Genomic DNA, 18,376 nt, shown 5'->3' on the forward strand with positions numbered 1-18,376 from the left:
TTCAAATCATGCCTTTTGATTTTGAAGACCTTGGTATAGGAGTACTCTTAATAAAGCCAAAGGTCTTTCCTGACAAAAGAGGGTTCTTCCTTGAAGTGTTTAAGTCTACAGATTTCAGTAAACATAACATTCCGATACCCCTCCAAGTTAACATGTCCTTCTCAGTCAGAGGAGTAGTGAGGGGTTTACATTATCAGATAACACCAAAGGAACAAGGAAAAATTGTGTTCGTCCCTAAAGGGAAAATATTGGATGTCGCAGTTGATATCAGAAGGTCTTCCTCAACTTTTGGAAAGTATATAAGTGCAGAATTAAGCGAGTCAAACCACTACATGCTATGGATTCCTCCGGGGTTTGCCCACGGTTTTCAGGCGCTCGAGGACTCTCTAGTTGTTTACTTCGTTACTCATAACGATTATTCACCTCAACATGAGAGATGCATTAACTATTCGTATATTGACTGGGCAATAAAAGAGTTTATAATAAGTGATAAGGACAGACAATGTCCTCCTCTTGATAAGGCTGAAGTGTTCTCTTAAACTCTCCAGTGTTCTTGTTAATTTATTATAAATAAAAAGATACATAAGGGTCTCCTATCATTTTCACAGTTTAATTAATTTTCCTTATAATCAATTTTATTTAGCACTTTATTAATTATTCTACAAGATCATTTTTTCTATTTCATCAGTTGTGAAAAAAGATTTATAATTTCTATTGAATAATAAGTACAATGCGGGTATTACTAATAGGAGCCTCAGGTCAGTTAGGCGTTGAAATAGATAAATTACTTTCTAAAAAACACCAAGTCATCAAGTTGTACAACTCATCAGAAATCCCTGACGGTTATAAGATGGATATAACCGATTTTACACATCTGGAAGATTTTATAATCAAGACCAGACCCGAAGTTATAATAAACACTGCAGCTATGACTGACGTAGACAAGTGCGAAACGGAAAGAGAGAAGGCGTATAAAATAAACGCTGAAGCAGTAAGGCACATGGTGAGGGCAAGTAGGGTTATAGATGCTTACTTTATTCACATCAGCACGGACTACATTTTTGACGGAATAAAGGGCAACTACAAAGAAGAGGACTTACCCAACCCGATAAACTACTATGGACTCACTAAGCTATTAGGAGAGACCTTTGCTTTATCATATGACGACAGCCTTGTTATAAGGACTTCTGGAGTGTTCAGGCACAAGGGATTTCCAGTCTACGTGTATAAGACATTGAAAGAGGGAAAGACAATCTTCGCATATAAAGGTTATTACTCGCCTATTTCCGCGAGGAAACTCGCTTCAGCTATAGAAGAGTTGTTAACCCTTAGAAAAACCGGTTTACTAAATGTTGCAAGCGAGAGGATATCACGTTATGAGTTAGCATTAAAGATTAAAGAAAAGTTCAATTTGTCAGGAGAAGTGAGGGAAGTAGATGAGGTTAAAGGGTGGGTAGCTAAGAGACCCTTCGACTCCTCTTTAGACTCCTCGAGGGCTAGGAAGTTCTTATCCGTTGATTTTTACAGTTTAGACCTAAACGGTATGGTGGTATGAAATGGAGGCAGTAATTCTACACGGAGGACAAGGGACAAGACTTAGACCGTTAACCCACACCGGTCCGAAGCAGTTGATAAAAGTAGCAGGGAAACCGGTTTCACAGTGGGTTTTAGAACAGATCAGAGACGCTGGGATAAAGGACGTAATAATTATCTTAGGTGATAACACGCCCACACGTGTTGTAGACTATTACGGAGACGGTAGTAGGTTCGGAGTGAGGATAACTTACGTTTACCAAGGTAAAGCTAGAGGACTAGCTGATGCTGTTTATAAAGTGAAGGACGTAGTGTCGGATAGGTTCTTAGTTTACTTAGGGGACAACGTAGTTCCTTACGATCTGAGTAAGTTCTCCTCTTTTAAAGGCTCGGCTTCAATCCTACTCGCTAAGGTTGATAACCCTAACAGGTTTGGAGTAGCCGTGATAAAGGACGGGAGGATCATAAAACTAGTCGAGAAGCCTAAAGAACCGATTTCTGACTTAGCCTTAGTAGGTGTTTACGGGTTCACGAGGGAGATCTTTGATGTTATTGAATCGTTAAAACCAAGCTGGAGAGGCGAACTTGAGATAACAGATGCATTACAAGGACTAATAGACAGAGGTAGGGAAGTGGATTACGAAATAGTTCAGGGTTGGTGGAAGGACACGGGAACTCCAAGGGATATCTTAGAGGCCAACGCATTCTTGTTAGATAGATACGCTGAAAGGAAGGTTGAAGGTGTAATAGAGAACTCTACAATTGACGGCAGAGTAATAATCGAGAAAGGAGCTGTAATAAAGAACTCTGTGGTAAGAGGGCCGACTTACGTAGGAAGGGACACGAAAATTGTCAACTCCTATGTAGGACCTTTCACTTCTGTTGGCGAGCAGAGCGAAATAACAGACAGTGAGATAGAGTACAGTGTAATCCTTGACCGCGTTAAGATAAGGGGAGTGACACTAATGGACTCTTTAATAGGAAATAACGCTACTGTTGAAAAGGGTGGAAGGTGGCAAAAATTAATTATAGGCGAGAACTCTTCGGTGATACTATGAAAATCATCGTAGTTGGGGGAGCGGGATTCATAGGTTCTGCTTTCGTGAGGGAGTTAAACAAGAGGGGGATAAGACCCCTTGTAGTCGACCTATTAACCTACGCTGGGAGAAAGGAAAACCTTAAAGAGACAGACCACGATTTTATCCAAGCTGACGTAAGGAGCGAGCAAATACACGATATAATTAAAGACTATTCTCCTGATGTGGTGATAAATTTCGCAGCTGAGACTCATGTAGATAGATCGATTTACAAACCCCAAGATTTCATAACCACTAACGTGCTTGGTGCCGTAAACCTACTTGAGGCTTCAAGGAAGTTCGGTTTTAAATACATCCACATTTCAACAGACGAAGTCTACGGCGAGGAGTGCGGAGATGAGAACTCACCTTTAAGGCCATCATCGCCTTATAGTGCCTCTAAAGCATCAGCTGACCTATTCGTAAAGGCTTACGTAAGAACTTACGGCATTAACGCGATTTTAGTGAGACCGTCTAATAACTATGGTCCTAGGCAGTTCCCTGAAAAGTTAATACCTAAGGCTATAATCAGGACACTGCTAGGGATGCATGTGCCGGTGTACGGTGATGGCAAAGCTGAAAGGGACTGGATATTCGTAGAGGACACTGCTAGGATAGTTTTCGACGTGATGAGAAAAGCGGAGTGGAAAGGAGAAGCTTATAACATCCCGGGTGGACAGAGATATAACGTGCTCGAGATACTGAAGATGTTGGAGGAAGTGAGTGGCAAAGAGGTTAGAATAAAATTCGTCTCAGATAGACCTGGTCACGACAGAAGGTATTGTATGATAACAAGGATGAAGTATGAAGTAACACCCTTCAAAGAAGGACTGAGAAAAACTTACAAGTGGTATTTAAATAACAGATGGTGGTGGGAGCCGTTAATTACGGATAAGTTCTTCGTAGAAGATGAGCCGTGGTTAGCAGTAAAGGGTAAGTAAACATTTAGGTAGTTTAAGGGAAGTAGAGTTTTAGATAGCACCTACCACACTGTACATCTTATATTAATTTTTAGCCTTCTTGGCAACCTCCCTGATTATCTCTAAGTCTATCTTGATGTCATATTTAGACTTCTACAACACTTTCTTCCACTTCTGCAATTCCTCAAATATCATTTAATATAACATTTTAATGATTAAGAATCTTCATCTTATTCTATTGTCGATTAAATCTAGAACCCATATATCATCATCTGAAGTGAAGGATAATAGGTTACCCCTTATGTCTGGATACATATAATGGCCTTTCATGGCTGTAAAATACCATTATTACTTAATAAATCATTTGTAAATTCTGTTTTATTTTCTAGAATTAAAAATCTTTACCTTTAGGCCTAATATCGTTTATGTCTAGGTAAAATATAAGCTGAATAAACTAGATTTAAAAATTTTAATATATTAATGCCTAACAATGGCAAATAGAACTATAGAATACTTAAGAAAATGTCTTTACTTCATTTCCTCTTCAACAGTAATAGAACTGCTCCTACTACCACTAACACGACTATAATTCCCACAATTATAAATGGAATTATATAACTCGATATTACGCCCGAACTTGCGTTAGTATAACCGTAAACTACATAATATGTCGTAGATGGATCGTCTACGACCACTACTTTACCCTGATAAACGAAGTAGTCTTTAGGATTAAGCTGAACAATACCGTTTGCACTCTGCTTGAACACTGCAAAACTCTCGTTGTGTAACAAACTAACGTTAAACATTATGTATCCACTCCCGCTGACATTGACTACTTGGGCTGTATAGGACTTACCTCCGATCGTCACATTACTTACACCGACAAATTGTGGAGTTACAACACTTACAGATACGTAAGAGCTGTTGGGATATATGATCACGTACTCTCCTGAGTCGCTAACGTTTACGTAAACCAGTGAGGCAGGATAAACAATGTACACAGGGTGATAGAAGTTTACATTAGCAGTACTTTCCACTCCGTTGTTAGTTATACCCACTAGGGCTATATTACCGTTAATGTTAACCATACTCATCGTCTTTGCCTCGGCATAAGGCACCCCTTCATTTATTACTACCCTTATGTGGGACTCAACTTGGTTTAGCGTCACATTAAAGATGAAACCCTGATGGGATAAGTAGCTTGAGCTGAACGCGTTCTCTACATACGCTACTATGCTACCGTTAATGCCGAAGAATTCTATTGCACTGAATTCCACATTTCTTTCAGCTTGTAAGGATGGTAATGAGAGAGAACCCTGACCCTCTCCCTCCCAGATCATCGCGGGAACATAAGTGCCATTATAATATGCTACTGTCACGTTATATGGTGCCTCAGCTTGTACTCCCTGAGACTCAAACTGGAATTTTTGATACCTCTCTGGGGTGGCCGAACTCACAGTTAGTGTGAACGAAGCTTCACTTGTTTTCTGCAAAGTCACTTTCACTAACGGTAAACTCTCGCTCAAAGTATATTGCGAGTTCTTATGGGAGATCGTTAAAGTCACGTTGGCAAAACTGCTACCGTTGAGGAACTGTAGAATTAGTTCTGCACTGGAGTTGAAATAGGCTAAACCAGAGATAGTGCCGGTAGTATTAAGGAAGCCCGCCCACACCACTTCTTTTATTACGTTAGGCTCAATTAAGAGGACTCTTGCCAATTGTGGTATTTGGGAGGTAATAGTAACGGAGAACGGTGAGACCGTCACCACTATATTTCCGGTATAGGCTTGTAGGTTGCCGGTCTCCACAATATAGTGGAAAAGGGTATAAGAAATTGTAGACTGTTGTTCATTAGTCGTGTTATATACAGTGTAAGAGTAATCGTAGGTTATCCCTGAACGAGTTATCATTAGCCTTGACAAGTACTGTTGGTACATAACTATGTGTTTAGGGGTCTGTGCTGTAGGAACTAGTGAGAATATTGGTATTAAAAATAGGACGAGTAAAAGAGACGAAGCGAATCTTTTCTTTCCGTTCATTAAACGATACTTGGAGCTCCTAGCTAAAAATTTTCTCGTAGTAAATAGAAAACCAGTAATACAATACGTTTAGTAAGGTAGAGGAAAATAAGAAAGAACTAACTAAACTGAGTCTTTATATAGAAAGTTATAATGTATTGCTACTATAATTAAATCTTAATTACGTCGACAATCACATTCTCTAGTAAGCGAGAAAGGAGCTGGGAGTTCAGAGAAATACTTACTAACTTAGCTCCCGTTTGTCCCTACATTTTCATTTCAATCATTTTATGATTATTCATGATCGAGTATAGGGACTTAGCCCTCAACCACCTACTTACTGTAGGTGGGTCATGGGACTCCTTCGAGCCCAACGGCACGGGGCTCACATCTCCGTAATCTCCCTCACCCTTTTGGACATAGTCCACATCAGTGTGAGAGATCATTATTTATCAACAAAAATTTTTTATAAACAGATAAAAATTTCTATCAACGTGAAAAAGGATTCACCCCAATATAAAGGTCATGATTTATTAATAAACGCAAAGGATGCAGCTCAGTGTTTTGAATCTAACGAAGATATTTTAAGGAATAATATTTTAAAATTAATAAAAATTTTAAATACTAACAGTTAATCATAACTCTTTAGCCTAAGGATTCCAAAAAGTTTCTAAATAACGTCATAGCTCCTATTAAAAAGCAACTATTACCTTACTTAACGCTAACGTATGAATGTTATTATTCCAGACAATAATAAATTAAAAAGAGATATCAACACGACAATACTCTGTGACTCCATGAAGCTTAAGATCTGAGTATTGATATCAAATACTTATGAAATCTAAATAGTAATGTATAATTACAGTAATGAAGACAGTACTATAGTGAGCACTAATTAATATTAGCTTTTATTTTATAAAAATAAGACAAACTATTGAAACTAAAGAAAAAATAAAGGATATGAAATAAGGTAAGATAAGGCTATTAGAGGAGCCCAATAATAAAAGTAGTAGTGAAATAGCTGAATTATATATGAATGATGAAATAGACAATATGGGTAGCCTATAATCACTTCGAATTATAATTGATGCTAGTAAGTTCAAATTTGGTGATATAATTCCCCATGCAAATTCAAAAAATAAGACTCCTATGAAAATACCATTAACAATAAGGATAAAGGATATTGCGAGTATGGAAAAAGCTATATATAATTTATTTTTAGTATCTAGATTAATTTTGTAAGAGAATAAAGTACCCGAATTTAATATTATAATCATAATAGAGAGAAATAAACCTAAATCCTTCTCATGAAATCCCAAATTCTTCATAAATATCGGCCAAGTATATATAAAATAATTAAAAGAAAAATAAATTAGTATATTTATAAAAATATATAAGATAACATTTCGAGAAAAAATTGAAAATATATTTTCTTTTAATTTTTCAATATTTAATATATTAATGGTATTATAAGTATTAATTATTTTTTCTTGATTTCTAGAATATAAAGTTAGAGTTAGTGAAGTTAAATACAGCACAATAGAAGCTGACAGTATTATTGTCAATGGCGATGAAACAAATGATCCAACCATTCCTGCCAGAACTCCAGCAATAGAACTGAAAACTCTACTTAAGTGGAATGCTTTGTCTCTTTCTTTTATTTCAGCTTCACTTATATATACAAATAGGTATATGGAAATCAATGCGTCACCGGTTCCGATTAGAATGAATGAAAATAGAGAAGGATACATGAGTAATAGCGAAAAACCTAATGCATTAAGTAAAATACCCAAACTAATTAATAAAAGTTTATTATGTTTGTATGATATAAATCCTATAAGCAATCTTGAAAAAGTATTACTAATTAATTGTATTGATCTGAAAGTTGAAAGTGTGTACAAAGAAATACCTTGATCTATTAAATAAATCGGATAGTAAGGACCTAAATACTGAGTAATGAAATAAAGTAACGTAGATATTGCAATATAATTTTTGGCTTTTACATCCATCTTTTACTGTCAATTAAATATTCCGAAAACTAATTTAATCTTAACTCCCATGGTCGAGAAGAACTCCTCAAGGTATTCAAATCCAAATCTTGTAAGTCTGTCTTTGTATGTTATTAATACGATGTCGACACTCCTTCCCTCAACAAGTTTGAATAACCTTAACAATCCTTTTCTTTGTGTGTTAACCCGCTTGCAATATCTTTCACTACTTCAACTACCTTGTGACCTTTTGCCGTTGCGTAATTTGTTAGGTAGTTTATTTGTCTTTCCAAATCCTCTTTCTGGTCAGCCGAGGACACCCTAGCGTAAATTACTGCTCTTATTTCCTCCCTCCTTTCTAAGTACTTCTTAATCTCGCTGTAAGGTATCCTATACTTCCCTCCTTCAGTCGTTACCGCCCTTATCTTCCCTTCTCTAATCCACCGTAGGAGAGTTGAGTATGAAATGCTGAGCAGTTGGCAAGCCTCCTTAGGCCTCAGTAGTCTCTCAACAAAATTGGTTGATAATAAATATAAAAAGATCTCTGTTAACGTAAGAAAGGATTCAGCCCCATTCGACAATTCCGTTAATATGAAATGAGTTAATGACCTTGAGCAGCTGGTTCTGCATTTGAATGTAGAATCATCTCTCTTCTAGTGACCTTTAGAGACTATTAAAGTGACGATTCCGCTATAATATGGTTGTTAACGAGATCATACTAGATAAAATATAGTTAAGCGAAGTTAACACGTGGGTTCTCAGATTAAACATTTTAATACACCGAAAGAGAAAAATATCTCGTGGAAGTAAATCACGGAACACTCATTACTTCACTCCCTGCAGAAGTAACGTATCACGATAGAAAAAAGTCGGTATTGCCGAGGAAATACGTACAAAAGGAGGGTAATTTGAGACTTTTTGTTCCTCCTTATCTCATCGATAATGTGACAGAAGTTCTGAGAAATCACGGGTTTAAGGATTTAAGGCTCACTTTTCACAAGGGCGAGAAATACTCCTTGTCGAAAAAGCTCCTGAAGATTTGGGAGCTTCATGTTAGAATTTTTTCCGACGGATTTATTGATGCCCACTTTGAGATAAGCAGGGATTTCCTCGAACATCTACATCACTCTACCCTACCCTCTCTATACGAAGTCTTCGATATTTATAAAGAAATATACCCTAAGATCCACATTTACGATGCAGGGAACAAGAAGTGGATTTCTGAAGTAATAAGCAAATATACGTTGAGTTTGAGGGCTCCTAAAACCGTTACTAAGTGGAAGCCGTTATTTTACACATCCTTAATATTAATGTTTGTGGGAACGGCTCTCATCCTGAAACATTGAACTAAATATGTTCACTCCCTTTTCGGCTAAGGCTAAATAAGACGTTGTTGAATACTTATCTATGAAAATAGCCGTAGTCGGGTGTAGAGGTTTCGGCAGAGTCCACTTAAACGCTCTATCTGAGTTGAGAAGAGACCGTGAACTTGAAGTGTACGTTTTCAGCAGGACTGAGAAGTACGCAAAAGAGTGTTACAAGGAGTTCGACGCTGAAGGCTATTTCACAAGCTACGAATAAGTCCTGAAATCCAATGTAGACATTGTAGACTTAGTTGTAAGTCATGACGCTCACGAACCTATGGGAGTCTCAGCTACGAGGAGTAAGAAGCATGTTATGTTAGAGAAACCTATCGCCAGGAATGAGGAAGAGGCGATAAGGTTAATTGAGACAGCAAAGACAACTGGGGTAAAGTTCATGGTGCTAGAGAACCACTACTTTGATCCGTCAGTCTGGAAGGCAAAGGAGCTAATGGAAATGATGGGAGGTATTTCGCTAATCTTGTTGAGGAACACGAGGTTTAATTCGCCTCAGGGGTGGAGGAGAGTAAAGGATTTGATGGGAGGTGGAGCACTGATTGACGGAGGTATACATTTCGTAGACACGTTGTTGAACCTAGGGGGAGACTACACGAGTGTTAATGCATTGTGTAATTCAACATTTTCTGGACTTGAGGGAGAAGATACTACGGTTGCCGTGTTTAAATTTAAGAACGGGGCTGTGGGGAACTTAGTCTACTCTTGGGCTTCGCAGTCGAGGTGCGAATTCCCCCACTTCGAGATATATGGCAAAAACGGAACTATTAAAGAGGATTACAGAAGCAGGGTTAGGATCAAACCTTACGGTGATTTAATCGTGGAGTGGAAGAACGGTGACATCCAAGTTATCTCGACCGAGAAAGTAAACGCGGTTAAGGAGGAGATGAGGGGTTTTATTAACGCGGTGAAAGAGATAGTGAAGTAGTGATGGATCCCATGATAGCGCTAAGAGACTTAAAGGCTGTGAGGGACATATATAGAAGTTGCGGAGAAATAAAGAAATAGTTACCGTCCTTGTCCTCTCGATAAACTTTTATTACCATGTCGTAACTCCATTATTTGTGGGTAATATTAAGGAAATTAAGCCTTGGGGAGTAAACGTCCCTTACATGATCCTCGCCGTGATCTACTGGACTATAGGAGGTTTTTCTCTGACGGCTAACCCTTCTGATCACCCCTATTTCATGCTTTTGGGAGCTTACTCGTTATTTTTCGGCATGATCCAAAGGCTCTTCTTTCCTGCAACTAAGTATTTTGCCCTACAAATACTAACTTTAATTCTTTTGTCGATCCCGATCTCCTATTTTCAGGTACTAGCGTCAATCAGCCTTACTGTGACGGAAATGTGGGCACTAAAAGATGTAATGACTTACGGTGGTAAATTCCCGGTGAACCTTCTCGTCCTTTCCTCTCCCTTCTTGTCTGTAGTAGCTTGGTCTTTATACCCCCAATTTTGGGTGTTAATACTCCCTCTACTCACCTACTCGTTAGGTGTAAATATCGGTGTTTTCACGGCTACTTTGAGGACTAGACCGGTTTTCGGTAGAGACCAATTACCCCTTTTGTTCTTCTTGATACTTTCGGTAATTATTCGACCTTTATACTACTTTGTGGGAGTTTTATATTTGCTAATGATTGTTAGGACAAGGTATAAAATGAATCTGAGTGCCTCTGTTACCCTTTTCTCAGTCTTCGTAACCCCTCTAATAGCGTTGTTTCTGGGGGACACTCTACACTCCTTCTTCTTAGGCGTTATGGCCCCCCTCTTCTTTTCGTGCATAGTGTACTCAACGAGTAAATATAATTACGATTACGTGTGGTTTCCCGTTTTGACTTCTTTCCTTTCTTACCTGATCAGGGGAATCAATATCGAACTCTCCGGAATAGTTTGGGCGATTTCGTTGCTTTCTTTTCTTTACTTAGTTAAGGATAACTTTTCTTTAACCACTCTGAAGACCGGACTCTCCTCAAGGTATCTTAAGAGACGATAAGAGAAGTTTTTCCAAGTAGTCCTCATTGACTTTTCTCATTATACTCACATTTCCTTCCTATACTTTTAATCTAGAGCGAAAAACTGTTTTGTAAAATTTTTATCTAAAAACTTACGCATGATGATTTACTCCGTGAATTCTACGGGAAGATGTATATAATAAAAACTTTAAAAGGAGACAACAATTCACTCGTTAGTGATCGTTTACACTTTTCCACCTTTAAAGGAGGAAGTGGTAAAGGAGAGACCTAACCGCTTTACAGTGATAACAGCCTCGGGAAGAAGGTGTCATCTCCACGATCCCGGTAGGTTAAAGGAGTTAATTTACCCGGGTAATAGAATCCTTATAAGAGAGGCTAAGGGTAATAGGAAGACAGACTGTCAGGTGACAGCAGCTTGGAGCGGGAAGGAATGGGTCATCACAGACTCCAGTATTCACAGCGAGGTAGCCAGAAAATTCCTCCCTACTAATGTTAAGAGCGAGGTTAGGGTAGGAGGGAGCAGGTTAGACTTCACTTACGACGATACTTTTGTAGAGGTAAAGGGATGTACTTTAGTCAAAAACGGCGTTGCATTGTTTCCTGACGCCCCAACGGAGAGAGGTAGAAGACACATTGAGGAGTTAATAAAGCTAACGGAGGAAGGTCATAATGCCGTTATCCTAATCTTGGTAATGAGGAGCGACGCTATTTGTTTTTCTCCGAACTTTGAAACTGATGAAAAGTTTTCTGAAACTTTTCTAAGAGCATTGAAGAAGGGAGTTAAGGTCGAGGTAAAGACCTTTCATTTTGACGGTAAAGACCTCGTCTACAAGGGTGACATCCCAGTATGTAGAGACCTTCTCCATTAGGAGATAGTTAGTACTACAAACACCAGAAATAAGGATTTAATACTCTTAAACAAGTTGTCAACGGCAACTTAACACAAGCTTCTCTTGTCGTGACAAGAGATGGTTTTACCTTATTAACTCGTGAATCCTATCGTATTATGTGCTTTGGATAAGCAAAAGGAAGGCTGAGGACTTTTATAAGCTAGCGATGACGTCCTTGAAAGCTGGAGACCTTGACGAAGCTTTGAGAAACCTGAGGCAAGCCGTAAATTTAGATGGTAACAACGTAAAGTACCGAAAATCACTTTTAGACATTTACGTTAAGTTAGGATTGTGTGAAGAAGCGGTAAAGGAAGCTCAGAAGTTAACGGAGCTAGCTCCTGATGATCCTGAAATTCACTACAAATTCGCTTTATGTCTTCATAAAATGGGGAAGGAAGAAGCCCTAAACGAGGTGGAGAAGGCTATAAAGTTAAACTATAATAACCCGGAATATCACGCCCTAAAAGCAGAAATCCTTAACGACGAAGGATACCATGAAGACGCACTACTTGAGGCAGAGAAGGCAATTAGGCTAGGTAAGGACGACGAATATATTCATTATTTAAAGGCAGAGATTCTGAAGGAAGAGAACAGGCTTATGGAAGCTATTGAAGAACTGGAGAAAGCCTCGTCGTTCAACCCTTCGAGCACATTTTATTATATAGAAAAGGCAAGGATTTACACACAATTAAAGTGGTATGAGGAGGCTCTGGAAGAGTATGAAAAGGCTTGTAATTTGAACGACTCCAATGACGAGTGTCATTACGAAAAGGCTATAGTGTTAATGACGTTACACAGATGTGACGACGCACTTAACGAATTGAACAAAGCAATAAGGCTTAACCCGAGTAGGACAGAGTACCGTTTAGCTAAGGCTAAACTCTTAATAGTTACGGGTATTTACGAAGAAGCGTTGGATGAGTGTGACCAAGTGTTAAAAAAGGATCCAAATAACTTTGAGGCTCATGAGCTGAAGGCGGAAGCGTTAGAACATCTAGGGAAAAACGAAGAGGCTAAGAGGGAATTCGAAGTAGTTTATAGATTGACCCACGATAAAGAGGTTTTTGACTAAGGTTAGGTAAGACCTCTCCTTCTTAACGTTTCGGATTATCTGAATTATATAATCCAAGGCGAAGTTAGCTTTTATCAATACGTTGATCTTATCGCGTATGTTAGATATTGAAAAACGTTAAAGGAGCTTATTATGTGTTTGTATCGCTTAAAAATCGGAATAATGATATACGAGCTATAACAGCATTAATACTATTTTTACGCTATTAGGAGAGTGTTATACCTTTGTTAGGAGACTGTATAGCCCTAGAATAAACTTCTTCGGAGGAGTGACCGTGGAGGAATTAGAAATAATTAAAAGTTAAGGATAAGTTACACAACGGATAGACACAGTGTTTAAGAGCAATAATTACTAGTGTAAGTTTTCGCCTATTCTTTTCTCTATTACATATAGTACAAGGGATATAACACCGGCTAAAGTGGTAGCCTCTAGTAAAGGCACAAACAGCTGGGGCTTAGCGAAAACCAGAAACTTTAGAGAGAAGAGAAAGTATGTTATGATAAACCGAAATTCTTTCGTGGTATACTGAGAGCTTTTCAGGAAGCTTAGCGAGATCACTAGGGAAACGATATACCACCCTAAGAAGTTAGTCACCGGAATTCCGTACCATTCCAATCCCGAGGAATACCAGGTCCAGTAATGGGCTGTAACCATTATTGGATCGACTGACATGTCTATGATAACCATCATTAAGGGAAAAAAGAAGATGACCTTATACTTTAAGGGAAAGTCCATTAACGGTAAATAGGATATGTAACTGATTATCCCCCATGCAAGGATTACGAATATAGGGACACCTAAAATGTAAGGAGGGAAATTATAAGCGTAATGGCCGAAAGGTATGCCCGTATGTATTCCTAATTCTTCGAATGAGAAACCGATTAACATGGCTCCAAAGAATAATCTAAAAATATCCCTCCTATGCAATGAAATCAAGATAAGAGAAACAAGAGATAGTGAGAAGAAAATGAATAGTATACCGTCAAGAATTATTCCTACCAGAAGTATAATAAAGGAGATGGTTATGAGTTTATCACGTTCCATAACAAAATAATGTTAGTAAAAAGGAATATAGAGTTTGTTAAAATTTATCTGAAGTTGTCGTTTAAAAAGCATCTAACCGCCACTACTAACTTTTTATGCCCATTTAACATCTTGTTATTCACCTTCCCTTTTTCGATAACCTCTCCGAACCTCCTAACCGGTGGGGGATATCTTAGCACCTTTTCTACTATTTTTTACTGAGGTGGAGCGAGATACCCTAACCCATACGTGGATAAAATAAAGGAATGGTCAGACCTAATTATGCTGAGTCTAGGAAAACCCACGGAGATATTTAGAGTACGGAATAGGTACCTGCCATTAGTATTCTCTAAACAAGTTTAGAACGCTCTGATTCTCCCCTAGTTAGGACACAGCTAGTTCTCAGTTATCAGACGTCGAGAAGAGCGAGTATATAATATTGCTAATAATAGCCGGAAATTAAACTAATACTAACTAAATAGGGAACGCAGTGGAAGCCCTTACTTCTCTAGGGATGTGGATATTCTTAGCAATTTTGATATAACAATTAACGGCGAAGAGACTGCTAACAAGCCTATGACGTCAAACTCATTCTTAACGTTACTTAAGAATTGTTTAACGATCTCACGTAATACTATTTTCCGATCTCTGAGTATTACGAGATCAAAGATAGGAGAAGAGACCCTCCTTAGCTCTTTATGAAGTGGATGATCTGAGATTAACATTGCATAACGAGTCAGGGGTTCAAAAAGTCAATAAGCTTATCCTAACTTCTGTACATTTTCGTTGTAACCAGTAAGGTTGAAGTAAAAGATCTCTCATGGATGTTTGATACAGTCTTACAGTCCGTGTACTCGAATGAATTCCATAACTTCCCCGTCATAGTATACAAGGAATTTTATCATTTGCTTAAACCATTCATATTTTAATTAAATTGTGAAACTCACCGATAAAACTTTATTACATGTATCTAGTAACTAAAGGATGATGGTGTTAAAGAAAAGGTAAAAAAATTCCATTTACAATATTCCTTTGTGCTCGTATAATACCTGAGGTGTAAAGGCTTTAATTCTCCAACTTATGTTAAACTGCTTTGCAGCCTGCATCAACATGTCCATGTTATCGACATCCCACTGGCAAATCGCCGTCTTATTTTCATGAGAAATTTCTACTTTTTCAAGCTTCATTCCCTTAGGAAGTTTCTTGTCCTTAACCATTTTGACTAACTGGTCGAAGAAGTTTGTAACAGCGTCTTTTTGGCTATCTTCCCATTCATGAACTACTACTACTTTCATAACAACCCACCATCTATAATTTATCTTAGAAACTAATAAATCTACTTGTTGGAAACATTTTCAAGATTATAAAAATAAATAATATAATAAAATAATAATAATAATTAGTTAAATTAAGTTTTATCAAATTACTCCAAAATAGTTTAACTATTACACACAATGTTTAAGTTTAGCATAATTCATACGATTATGTTCCCCTAATAACCAAGGGATTGTATCTCTAACCCATAAGTAAATAGGATACTAAAACGACATCAATGAACTCTCCAAGTCCATGTGATAAGGACCTAACGTGAGGCCAGCCTGAACTATTTTCACGTTAAAGACTTTTATCTGATGAGTCACCTTAAACATTCTTCTATGAAAGCTGTGACATAACTGTATTCCTTAGCCAAGGTCTCTGGATCAGTTAATGAATGACCGCTATCATTTACAAACAGTAACACGTCATTTCCTAACTTCCTCGCTTTCGCCACATATTTCAGCGCGTGGGCTGGATGAACCCTATCGTCGTTTATCCCCGTATAAACGAAGGTTTTTGGCAACCCGCCTTTCAGGTTGTGGTAGGGGCTATAAGATAATAAGTAGTCCTTGAACTCAGGGTCATCTGGATCCCCGTACTCTTCAATCCAATATTTCCCTACGTACATTTTATGATATCTCATCATATCTAGAACCGGATGACCGATTACCGCGCAATCCACTAGTTGAGGAGTCTCGTTAAGTACAGCTCCGACCAATAACCCACCGTTGCTCCCTCCCATTGCAACTGTCCTACCTCCAGCAAGTTTGACCAGGCTCAGGAAATGCTCAAAGTCCCTGAAGATGTTTTTCTTGTTCAAGAGCATCCCTGCCTTATGCCATTCCTCCCCGTTTTCATAACCTCCCCTTAAGTTTGTGACAAGAAAAGAGTATCCATCCTCCAGTAAGACCCTAAGGTGGTACGGTGAAAAAGGTAATAAAGAAACACGAAAACCCCCGTATCCGTAAACGATTACCCCTTTCGACTTCTCGTGTTTATAAAGGAGGAAACCATGAAGCAGTACATCACCTTTTACATATATGTCTTTAACGCCAACTTCGTATTTTCCCGTCTCAATAATTGTCTCACTATTAGTCAACACTCCTCCTTCAATCCTTCTCCTTGTCACCTTAGAAATGAAGGAAAACGAGGTCTCGAGTAGGAAAAGTGAACTTCCTCCTCCGTCCATCATAATTACGTTATCGTGAGGCTCCTCTCCTATCTTTTTACCCGAGAGGTCATAATATTCTACTGGAGTTCTATAGTCCTTTATCAAGGATATAGCTATAAAGTCTTTACCGCTTGCCACAGCGTTTATAGGTTTTTCAAAGCCTAGTGTCACCCCGTTCAGGATCACATTATCGTTCTTGCGATATATTATGTAGTCCTTATAATCAACTACGTCTATCAACTCTGCCTCATCTACCTTCCTCAACTTATCAAAGCTTTCACCTACGTACAGTTCTGAGTATCTCCAACCCTTCGTTTTCACTAAGGTTATAACGTCTCCGAACACGTCAATTGATATGAACTCACCGGGCTTTAACTCCTTACCGTAAACTATATCGTCACCACAAAAGACCCTATATGTTGGATACTCTCCACCGTCCGGGGGAGGAGATTTTCTATAGCTCTTGACGTAACAGACCTCGTTTCCGTGGTAAAAAGGTTGTGAGACCCAGTTACCTAAGTCCCTTATAACCCTACCTTCTTCTGATAGAATAAAAGTCCTAACCTCGTCACTACCCTTCTTTCCCACACTAATGCCAAGTTCCCTGAAGCCCCTTATCTTCCATATATATTGTATTACCTCGTCACTCTGGGCTGCATATAACTCCTTCCGCCCTAAGTTCACTGACCTTTTCTTTCCGTAAATCAGCATAACGGGTGTGTTTTCATCGAAGGCGAAAAGCTGGAGGACGCGTGATTCGTAGAGAATCTCCAGAAGCTTGGGGTAAAGTTCATCAGCCCTTTTACCGAGAAGTAATTTAGTCCTCTCGGTCTCCTCCTTTATGAACTGTACTGTTCTCTCGTCTTTTAAGTCCTCAAGGTAGATGAACTCGTCTTCCATTGACAGAATTGGTTCAATGGGGTTATTAAGCTGTACAAGAAAATTTAGGGATCTAGAAAGGATTAGCCAATAGGTGTCAGCGACAAAAGGATATTCTATAGTTTTCGGCATCTCTATAAAAGACTATAACCACTCCACTTATACGTACGAAAACTTCAAGAACCAACTTGTTATAGATCGTGGGCTGGTAGGAAAAAGTGTCTTACCTCGGTCTTCATCATTCTACTATTAACGGTATTAGATATCTGAGTATTCTGACCTTTTTCCCTATTTTCACTTCGCCTTCGACTATAGCTAAAAGCCCTCCCTTTACTCCCTCAAACCTTACCATCGCTATTTTCTGAGGTGGGTCTACCTTATTACCCTTATCATCCCTGTAAATCACCGTATAGGTGTCTATGTACGGTGCAGACCCGACCTCAACGAACTCAGTCTTACAGAAGCACTCCTCGCAGTAAAGACGCGGAGGGACGTATGTCATACCACACCTTGGGCACTTACTCCCAATTATCTTGCCAGCCTGAATCCCCTTTACGAATTCCTCTCCCGCTATCCCTACCGTATAGAGGTATTCCTCAGCACTCATCTTATCTATTAAAGACAAGGGCTTATCCCCGTCACCCTTGAACCAGCTCATCCCTCGACCACCTTAAAACACTCTATATCGTTTATACTGCCTTCTCTCTTTTCCCTCCACACAGCTTTCACCTTTTTTCCGATTAACCGATCCACGTCCACTTTACCACATATTCTGTGAAAGAGCCCCGGGAATATCCAGTCCTTCTCTCTCCCTCCTAACCTTATCACGGCGATTATCTCTGGCTCTTCCAACTTGTCCCTAGTCCAAGAAATATAGCTCGCACTAGCTGTTTCTATTACACCCTCATCACTCACTTCGACCCACTCGTCTGTAGGTCTGAAACAGTCGTCACAGTACATTCTTGGCGGTACGTAAACCCTTCTGCAACGGTAGCACTTCCTACCTATAATCTTCCCTTCTTTTAGACCGTTAAGAAACTTCGTATAAGCTATCCCTGCTGAGAAGGAATAGTAGGCTTCAAGCTTATACTTTATTGTCACAGCTTCTTCGCTCTTCTTTATCGGAGTTACCACAGCCC

The 18,376-nt window shown here is 38.8% G+C and carries 21 protein-coding genes and 1 pseudogene; 11 read left to right on the top strand and 11 right to left on the bottom strand.

The window, feature by feature from the left end; translation table 11 throughout:
* The first annotated feature begins 8 nt into the window (after window positions 1–8).
* The 4 genes from rfbC to WIW89_RS10090 all read left to right on the top strand — a co-directional run bounded on the left by rfbC (window position 9) and on the right by WIW89_RS10090 (window position 3,550).
* The gene (gene rfbC / locus WIW89_RS10075; protein WP_337720659.1) at window positions 9–539 is read left to right on the top strand and encodes a dTDP-4-dehydrorhamnose 3,5-epimerase; all 531 of its coding nucleotides are present in this window, start codon (window positions 9–11) and stop codon (window positions 537–539) included.
* 191 nt (window positions 540–730) lie between these two features.
* Window positions 731–1,555, top strand: a complete 825-nt coding sequence (locus WIW89_RS10080) for an SDR family oxidoreductase (protein WP_337720660.1) — start codon at window positions 731–733, stop codon at window positions 1,553–1,555.
* Window position 1,556: 1 nt separating this feature from the next.
* Complete coding sequence (locus WIW89_RS10085) at window positions 1,557–2,591, top strand: glucose-1-phosphate thymidylyltransferase (protein WP_337720661.1); 1,035 nt, start codon at window positions 1,557–1,559, stop codon at window positions 2,589–2,591.
* Window positions 2,588–3,550 (top strand): dTDP-glucose 4,6-dehydratase, encoded by a 963-nt coding sequence (locus tag WIW89_RS10090; protein ID WP_337720685.1) that lies wholly within the window; start codon window positions 2,588–2,590, stop codon window positions 3,548–3,550. Before WIW89_RS10085 ends, WIW89_RS10090 begins: the two co-directional genes overlap by 4 nt.
* A 512-nt stretch (window positions 3,551–4,062) precedes the next feature.
* On the opposite strand, the gene WIW89_RS10095 is transcribed toward WIW89_RS10090, so the two are convergent.
* The gene (locus WIW89_RS10095) at window positions 4,063–5,568 is read right to left on the bottom strand and encodes a hypothetical protein (protein WP_337720662.1); all 1,506 of its coding nucleotides are present in this window, start codon (window positions 5,566–5,568) and stop codon (window positions 4,063–4,065) included.
* Window positions 5,569–5,813: 245 nt separating this feature from the next.
* Window positions 5,814–5,993, bottom strand: a complete 180-nt coding sequence (locus tag WIW89_RS10100) for a hypothetical protein (RefSeq protein WP_337720663.1) — start codon at window positions 5,991–5,993, stop codon at window positions 5,814–5,816.
* A gap of 48 nt (window positions 5,994–6,041) precedes the next feature.
* Between WIW89_RS10100 and WIW89_RS10105 the strand changes: the two genes are divergently transcribed.
* Window positions 6,042–6,182 carry a hypothetical protein gene (locus WIW89_RS10105; RefSeq protein WP_337720664.1) on the top strand — a complete coding sequence of 47 codons (141 nt, stop codon included), beginning with the start codon at window positions 6,042–6,044 and terminating at the stop codon, window positions 6,180–6,182.
* 273 nt (window positions 6,183–6,455) lie between these two features.
* On the opposite strand, the gene WIW89_RS10110 is transcribed toward WIW89_RS10105, so the two are convergent.
* Entirely contained in the window at window positions 6,456–7,556 is a 1,101-nt protein-coding gene (locus WIW89_RS10110; protein ID WP_337720665.1) for an MFS transporter, read from the bottom strand.
* A 21-nt stretch (window positions 7,557–7,577) separates the two neighbouring features.
* Window positions 7,578–8,077 (bottom strand): annotated as a pseudogene (locus WIW89_RS10115) (IS607 family transposase); the annotation flags it as partial.
* Between the two features lie 258 nt (window positions 8,078–8,335).
* Between WIW89_RS10115 and WIW89_RS10120 the strand changes: the two are divergent.
* From WIW89_RS10120 to WIW89_RS10145, 6 genes are all read left to right on the top strand, one after another.
* Window positions 8,336–8,881, top strand: a complete 546-nt coding sequence (locus tag WIW89_RS10120; RefSeq protein ID WP_337720666.1) for a hypothetical protein — start codon at window positions 8,336–8,338, stop codon at window positions 8,879–8,881.
* A 61-nt stretch (window positions 8,882–8,942) separates the two neighbouring features.
* A complete protein-coding gene (locus tag WIW89_RS10125) occupies window positions 8,943–9,116 on the top strand; it encodes a hypothetical protein (protein ID WP_337720667.1) in 174 nt (57 codons plus the stop codon).
* Between the two features lie 60 nt (window positions 9,117–9,176).
* Window positions 9,177–9,839, top strand: a complete 663-nt coding sequence (locus WIW89_RS10130; RefSeq protein ID WP_337720668.1) for a Gfo/Idh/MocA family protein — start codon at window positions 9,177–9,179, stop codon at window positions 9,837–9,839.
* Between the two features lie 136 nt (window positions 9,840–9,975).
* The gene (locus tag WIW89_RS10135) at window positions 9,976–10,905 is read left to right on the top strand and encodes a hypothetical protein (RefSeq protein ID WP_337720669.1); all 930 of its coding nucleotides are present in this window, start codon (window positions 9,976–9,978) and stop codon (window positions 10,903–10,905) included.
* A 195-nt stretch (window positions 10,906–11,100) separates the two neighbouring features.
* Complete coding sequence (gene sfsA / locus WIW89_RS10140) at window positions 11,101–11,754, top strand: DNA/RNA nuclease SfsA (protein WP_337720670.1); 654 nt, start codon at window positions 11,101–11,103, stop codon at window positions 11,752–11,754.
* A 139-nt stretch (window positions 11,755–11,893) separates the two neighbouring features.
* Entirely contained in the window at window positions 11,894–12,847 is a 954-nt protein-coding gene (locus WIW89_RS10145) for a tetratricopeptide repeat protein (RefSeq protein ID WP_337720671.1), read from the top strand.
* A 351-nt stretch (window positions 12,848–13,198) separates the two neighbouring features.
* Here the strand turns inward: WIW89_RS10145 and WIW89_RS10150 are convergent, their stop codons facing one another.
* From WIW89_RS10150 to WIW89_RS10180, 7 genes are all read right to left on the bottom strand, one after another.
* Window positions 13,199–13,891, bottom strand: a complete 693-nt coding sequence (locus WIW89_RS10150) for a carotenoid biosynthesis protein (protein ID WP_337720672.1) — start codon at window positions 13,889–13,891, stop codon at window positions 13,199–13,201.
* A gap of 44 nt (window positions 13,892–13,935) precedes the next feature.
* On the bottom strand, window positions 13,936–14,070 hold the full coding sequence (locus tag WIW89_RS10155; RefSeq protein WP_337720673.1) for a hypothetical protein: 135 nt from the start codon (window positions 14,068–14,070) through the stop codon (window positions 13,936–13,938).
* A gap of 300 nt (window positions 14,071–14,370) precedes the next feature.
* Window positions 14,371–14,595, bottom strand: a complete 225-nt coding sequence (locus WIW89_RS10160; RefSeq protein ID WP_337709421.1) for a hypothetical protein — start codon at window positions 14,593–14,595, stop codon at window positions 14,371–14,373.
* A 294-nt stretch (window positions 14,596–14,889) separates the two neighbouring features.
* The gene (locus WIW89_RS10165; RefSeq protein ID WP_337720674.1) at window positions 14,890–15,165 is read right to left on the bottom strand and encodes a hypothetical protein; all 276 of its coding nucleotides are present in this window, start codon (window positions 15,163–15,165) and stop codon (window positions 14,890–14,892) included.
* Window positions 15,166–15,506: 341 nt separating this feature from the next.
* Window positions 15,507–17,258, bottom strand: coding sequence for a prolyl oligopeptidase family serine peptidase (locus tag WIW89_RS10170; RefSeq protein WP_337720675.1), 1,752 nt, complete (start codon window positions 17,256–17,258; stop codon window positions 15,507–15,509).
* Window positions 17,259–17,475: 217 nt separating this feature from the next.
* The gene (locus WIW89_RS10175) at window positions 17,476–17,895 is read right to left on the bottom strand and encodes a Zn-ribbon domain-containing OB-fold protein (RefSeq protein WP_337720676.1); all 420 of its coding nucleotides are present in this window, start codon (window positions 17,893–17,895) and stop codon (window positions 17,476–17,478) included.
* On the bottom strand, window positions 17,892–18,371 hold the full coding sequence (locus tag WIW89_RS10180) for a Zn-ribbon domain-containing OB-fold protein (protein WP_337720677.1): 480 nt from the start codon (window positions 18,369–18,371) through the stop codon (window positions 17,892–17,894). The genes WIW89_RS10175 and WIW89_RS10180 overlap by 4 nt, the downstream gene beginning before the upstream one ends.
* Between the last annotated feature and the right edge of the window lie 5 nt (window positions 18,372–18,376).

This window comes from Stygiolobus sp. CP850M, from assembly GCF_037389425.1.
Taxonomy (GTDB): Archaea; Thermoproteota; Thermoprotei_A; order Sulfolobales; family Sulfolobaceae; genus Stygiolobus.

Excerpts from the sequence above, each read along its gene's own strand:
- WIW89_RS10130 (WP_337720668.1), top strand. The coding sequence starts at position 9,177 with ATGGGAGTCTCAGCTACGAGGAGTAAGAAGCATGTTATGTTAGAGAAA.
- WIW89_RS10090 (WP_337720685.1), top strand. The coding sequence starts at position 2,588 with ATGAAAATCATCGTAGTTGGGGGAGCGGGATTCATAGGTTCTGCTTTC.
- WIW89_RS10160 (WP_337709421.1), bottom strand. The coding sequence starts at position 14,595 with ATGTTAATCTCAGATCATCCACTTCATAAAGAGCTAAGGAGGGTCTCT.
- WIW89_RS10150 (WP_337720672.1), bottom strand. The coding sequence starts at position 13,891 with ATGGAACGTGATAAACTCATAACCATCTCCTTTATTATACTTCTGGTA.
- WIW89_RS10175 (WP_337720676.1), bottom strand. The coding sequence starts at position 17,895 with ATGAGCTGGTTCAAGGGTGACGGGGATAAGCCCTTGTCTTTAATAGAT.
- WIW89_RS10085 (WP_337720661.1), top strand. The coding sequence starts at position 1,557 with ATGGAGGCAGTAATTCTACACGGAGGACAAGGGACAAGACTTAGACCG.
- WIW89_RS10110 (WP_337720665.1), bottom strand. The coding sequence starts at position 7,556 with ATGGATGTAAAAGCCAAAAATTATATTGCAATATCTACGTTACTTTAT.
- WIW89_RS10095 (WP_337720662.1), bottom strand. The coding sequence starts at position 5,568 with ATGAACGGAAAGAAAAGATTCGCTTCGTCTCTTTTACTCGTCCTATTT.
- WIW89_RS10165 (WP_337720674.1), bottom strand. The coding sequence starts at position 15,165 with ATGAAAGTAGTAGTAGTTCATGAATGGGAAGATAGCCAAAAAGACGCT.
- WIW89_RS10125 (WP_337720667.1), top strand. The coding sequence starts at position 8,943 with ATGAAAATAGCCGTAGTCGGGTGTAGAGGTTTCGGCAGAGTCCACTTA.
- WIW89_RS10170 (WP_337720675.1), bottom strand. The coding sequence starts at position 17,258 with ATGGAAGACGAGTTCATCTACCTTGAGGACTTAAAAGACGAGAGAACA.
- WIW89_RS10080 (WP_337720660.1), top strand. The coding sequence starts at position 731 with ATGCGGGTATTACTAATAGGAGCCTCAGGTCAGTTAGGCGTTGAAATA.
- rfbC (WP_337720659.1), top strand. The coding sequence starts at position 9 with ATGCCTTTTGATTTTGAAGACCTTGGTATAGGAGTACTCTTAATAAAG.
- WIW89_RS10100 (WP_337720663.1), bottom strand. The coding sequence starts at position 5,993 with ATGATCTCTCACACTGATGTGGACTATGTCCAAAAGGGTGAGGGAGAT.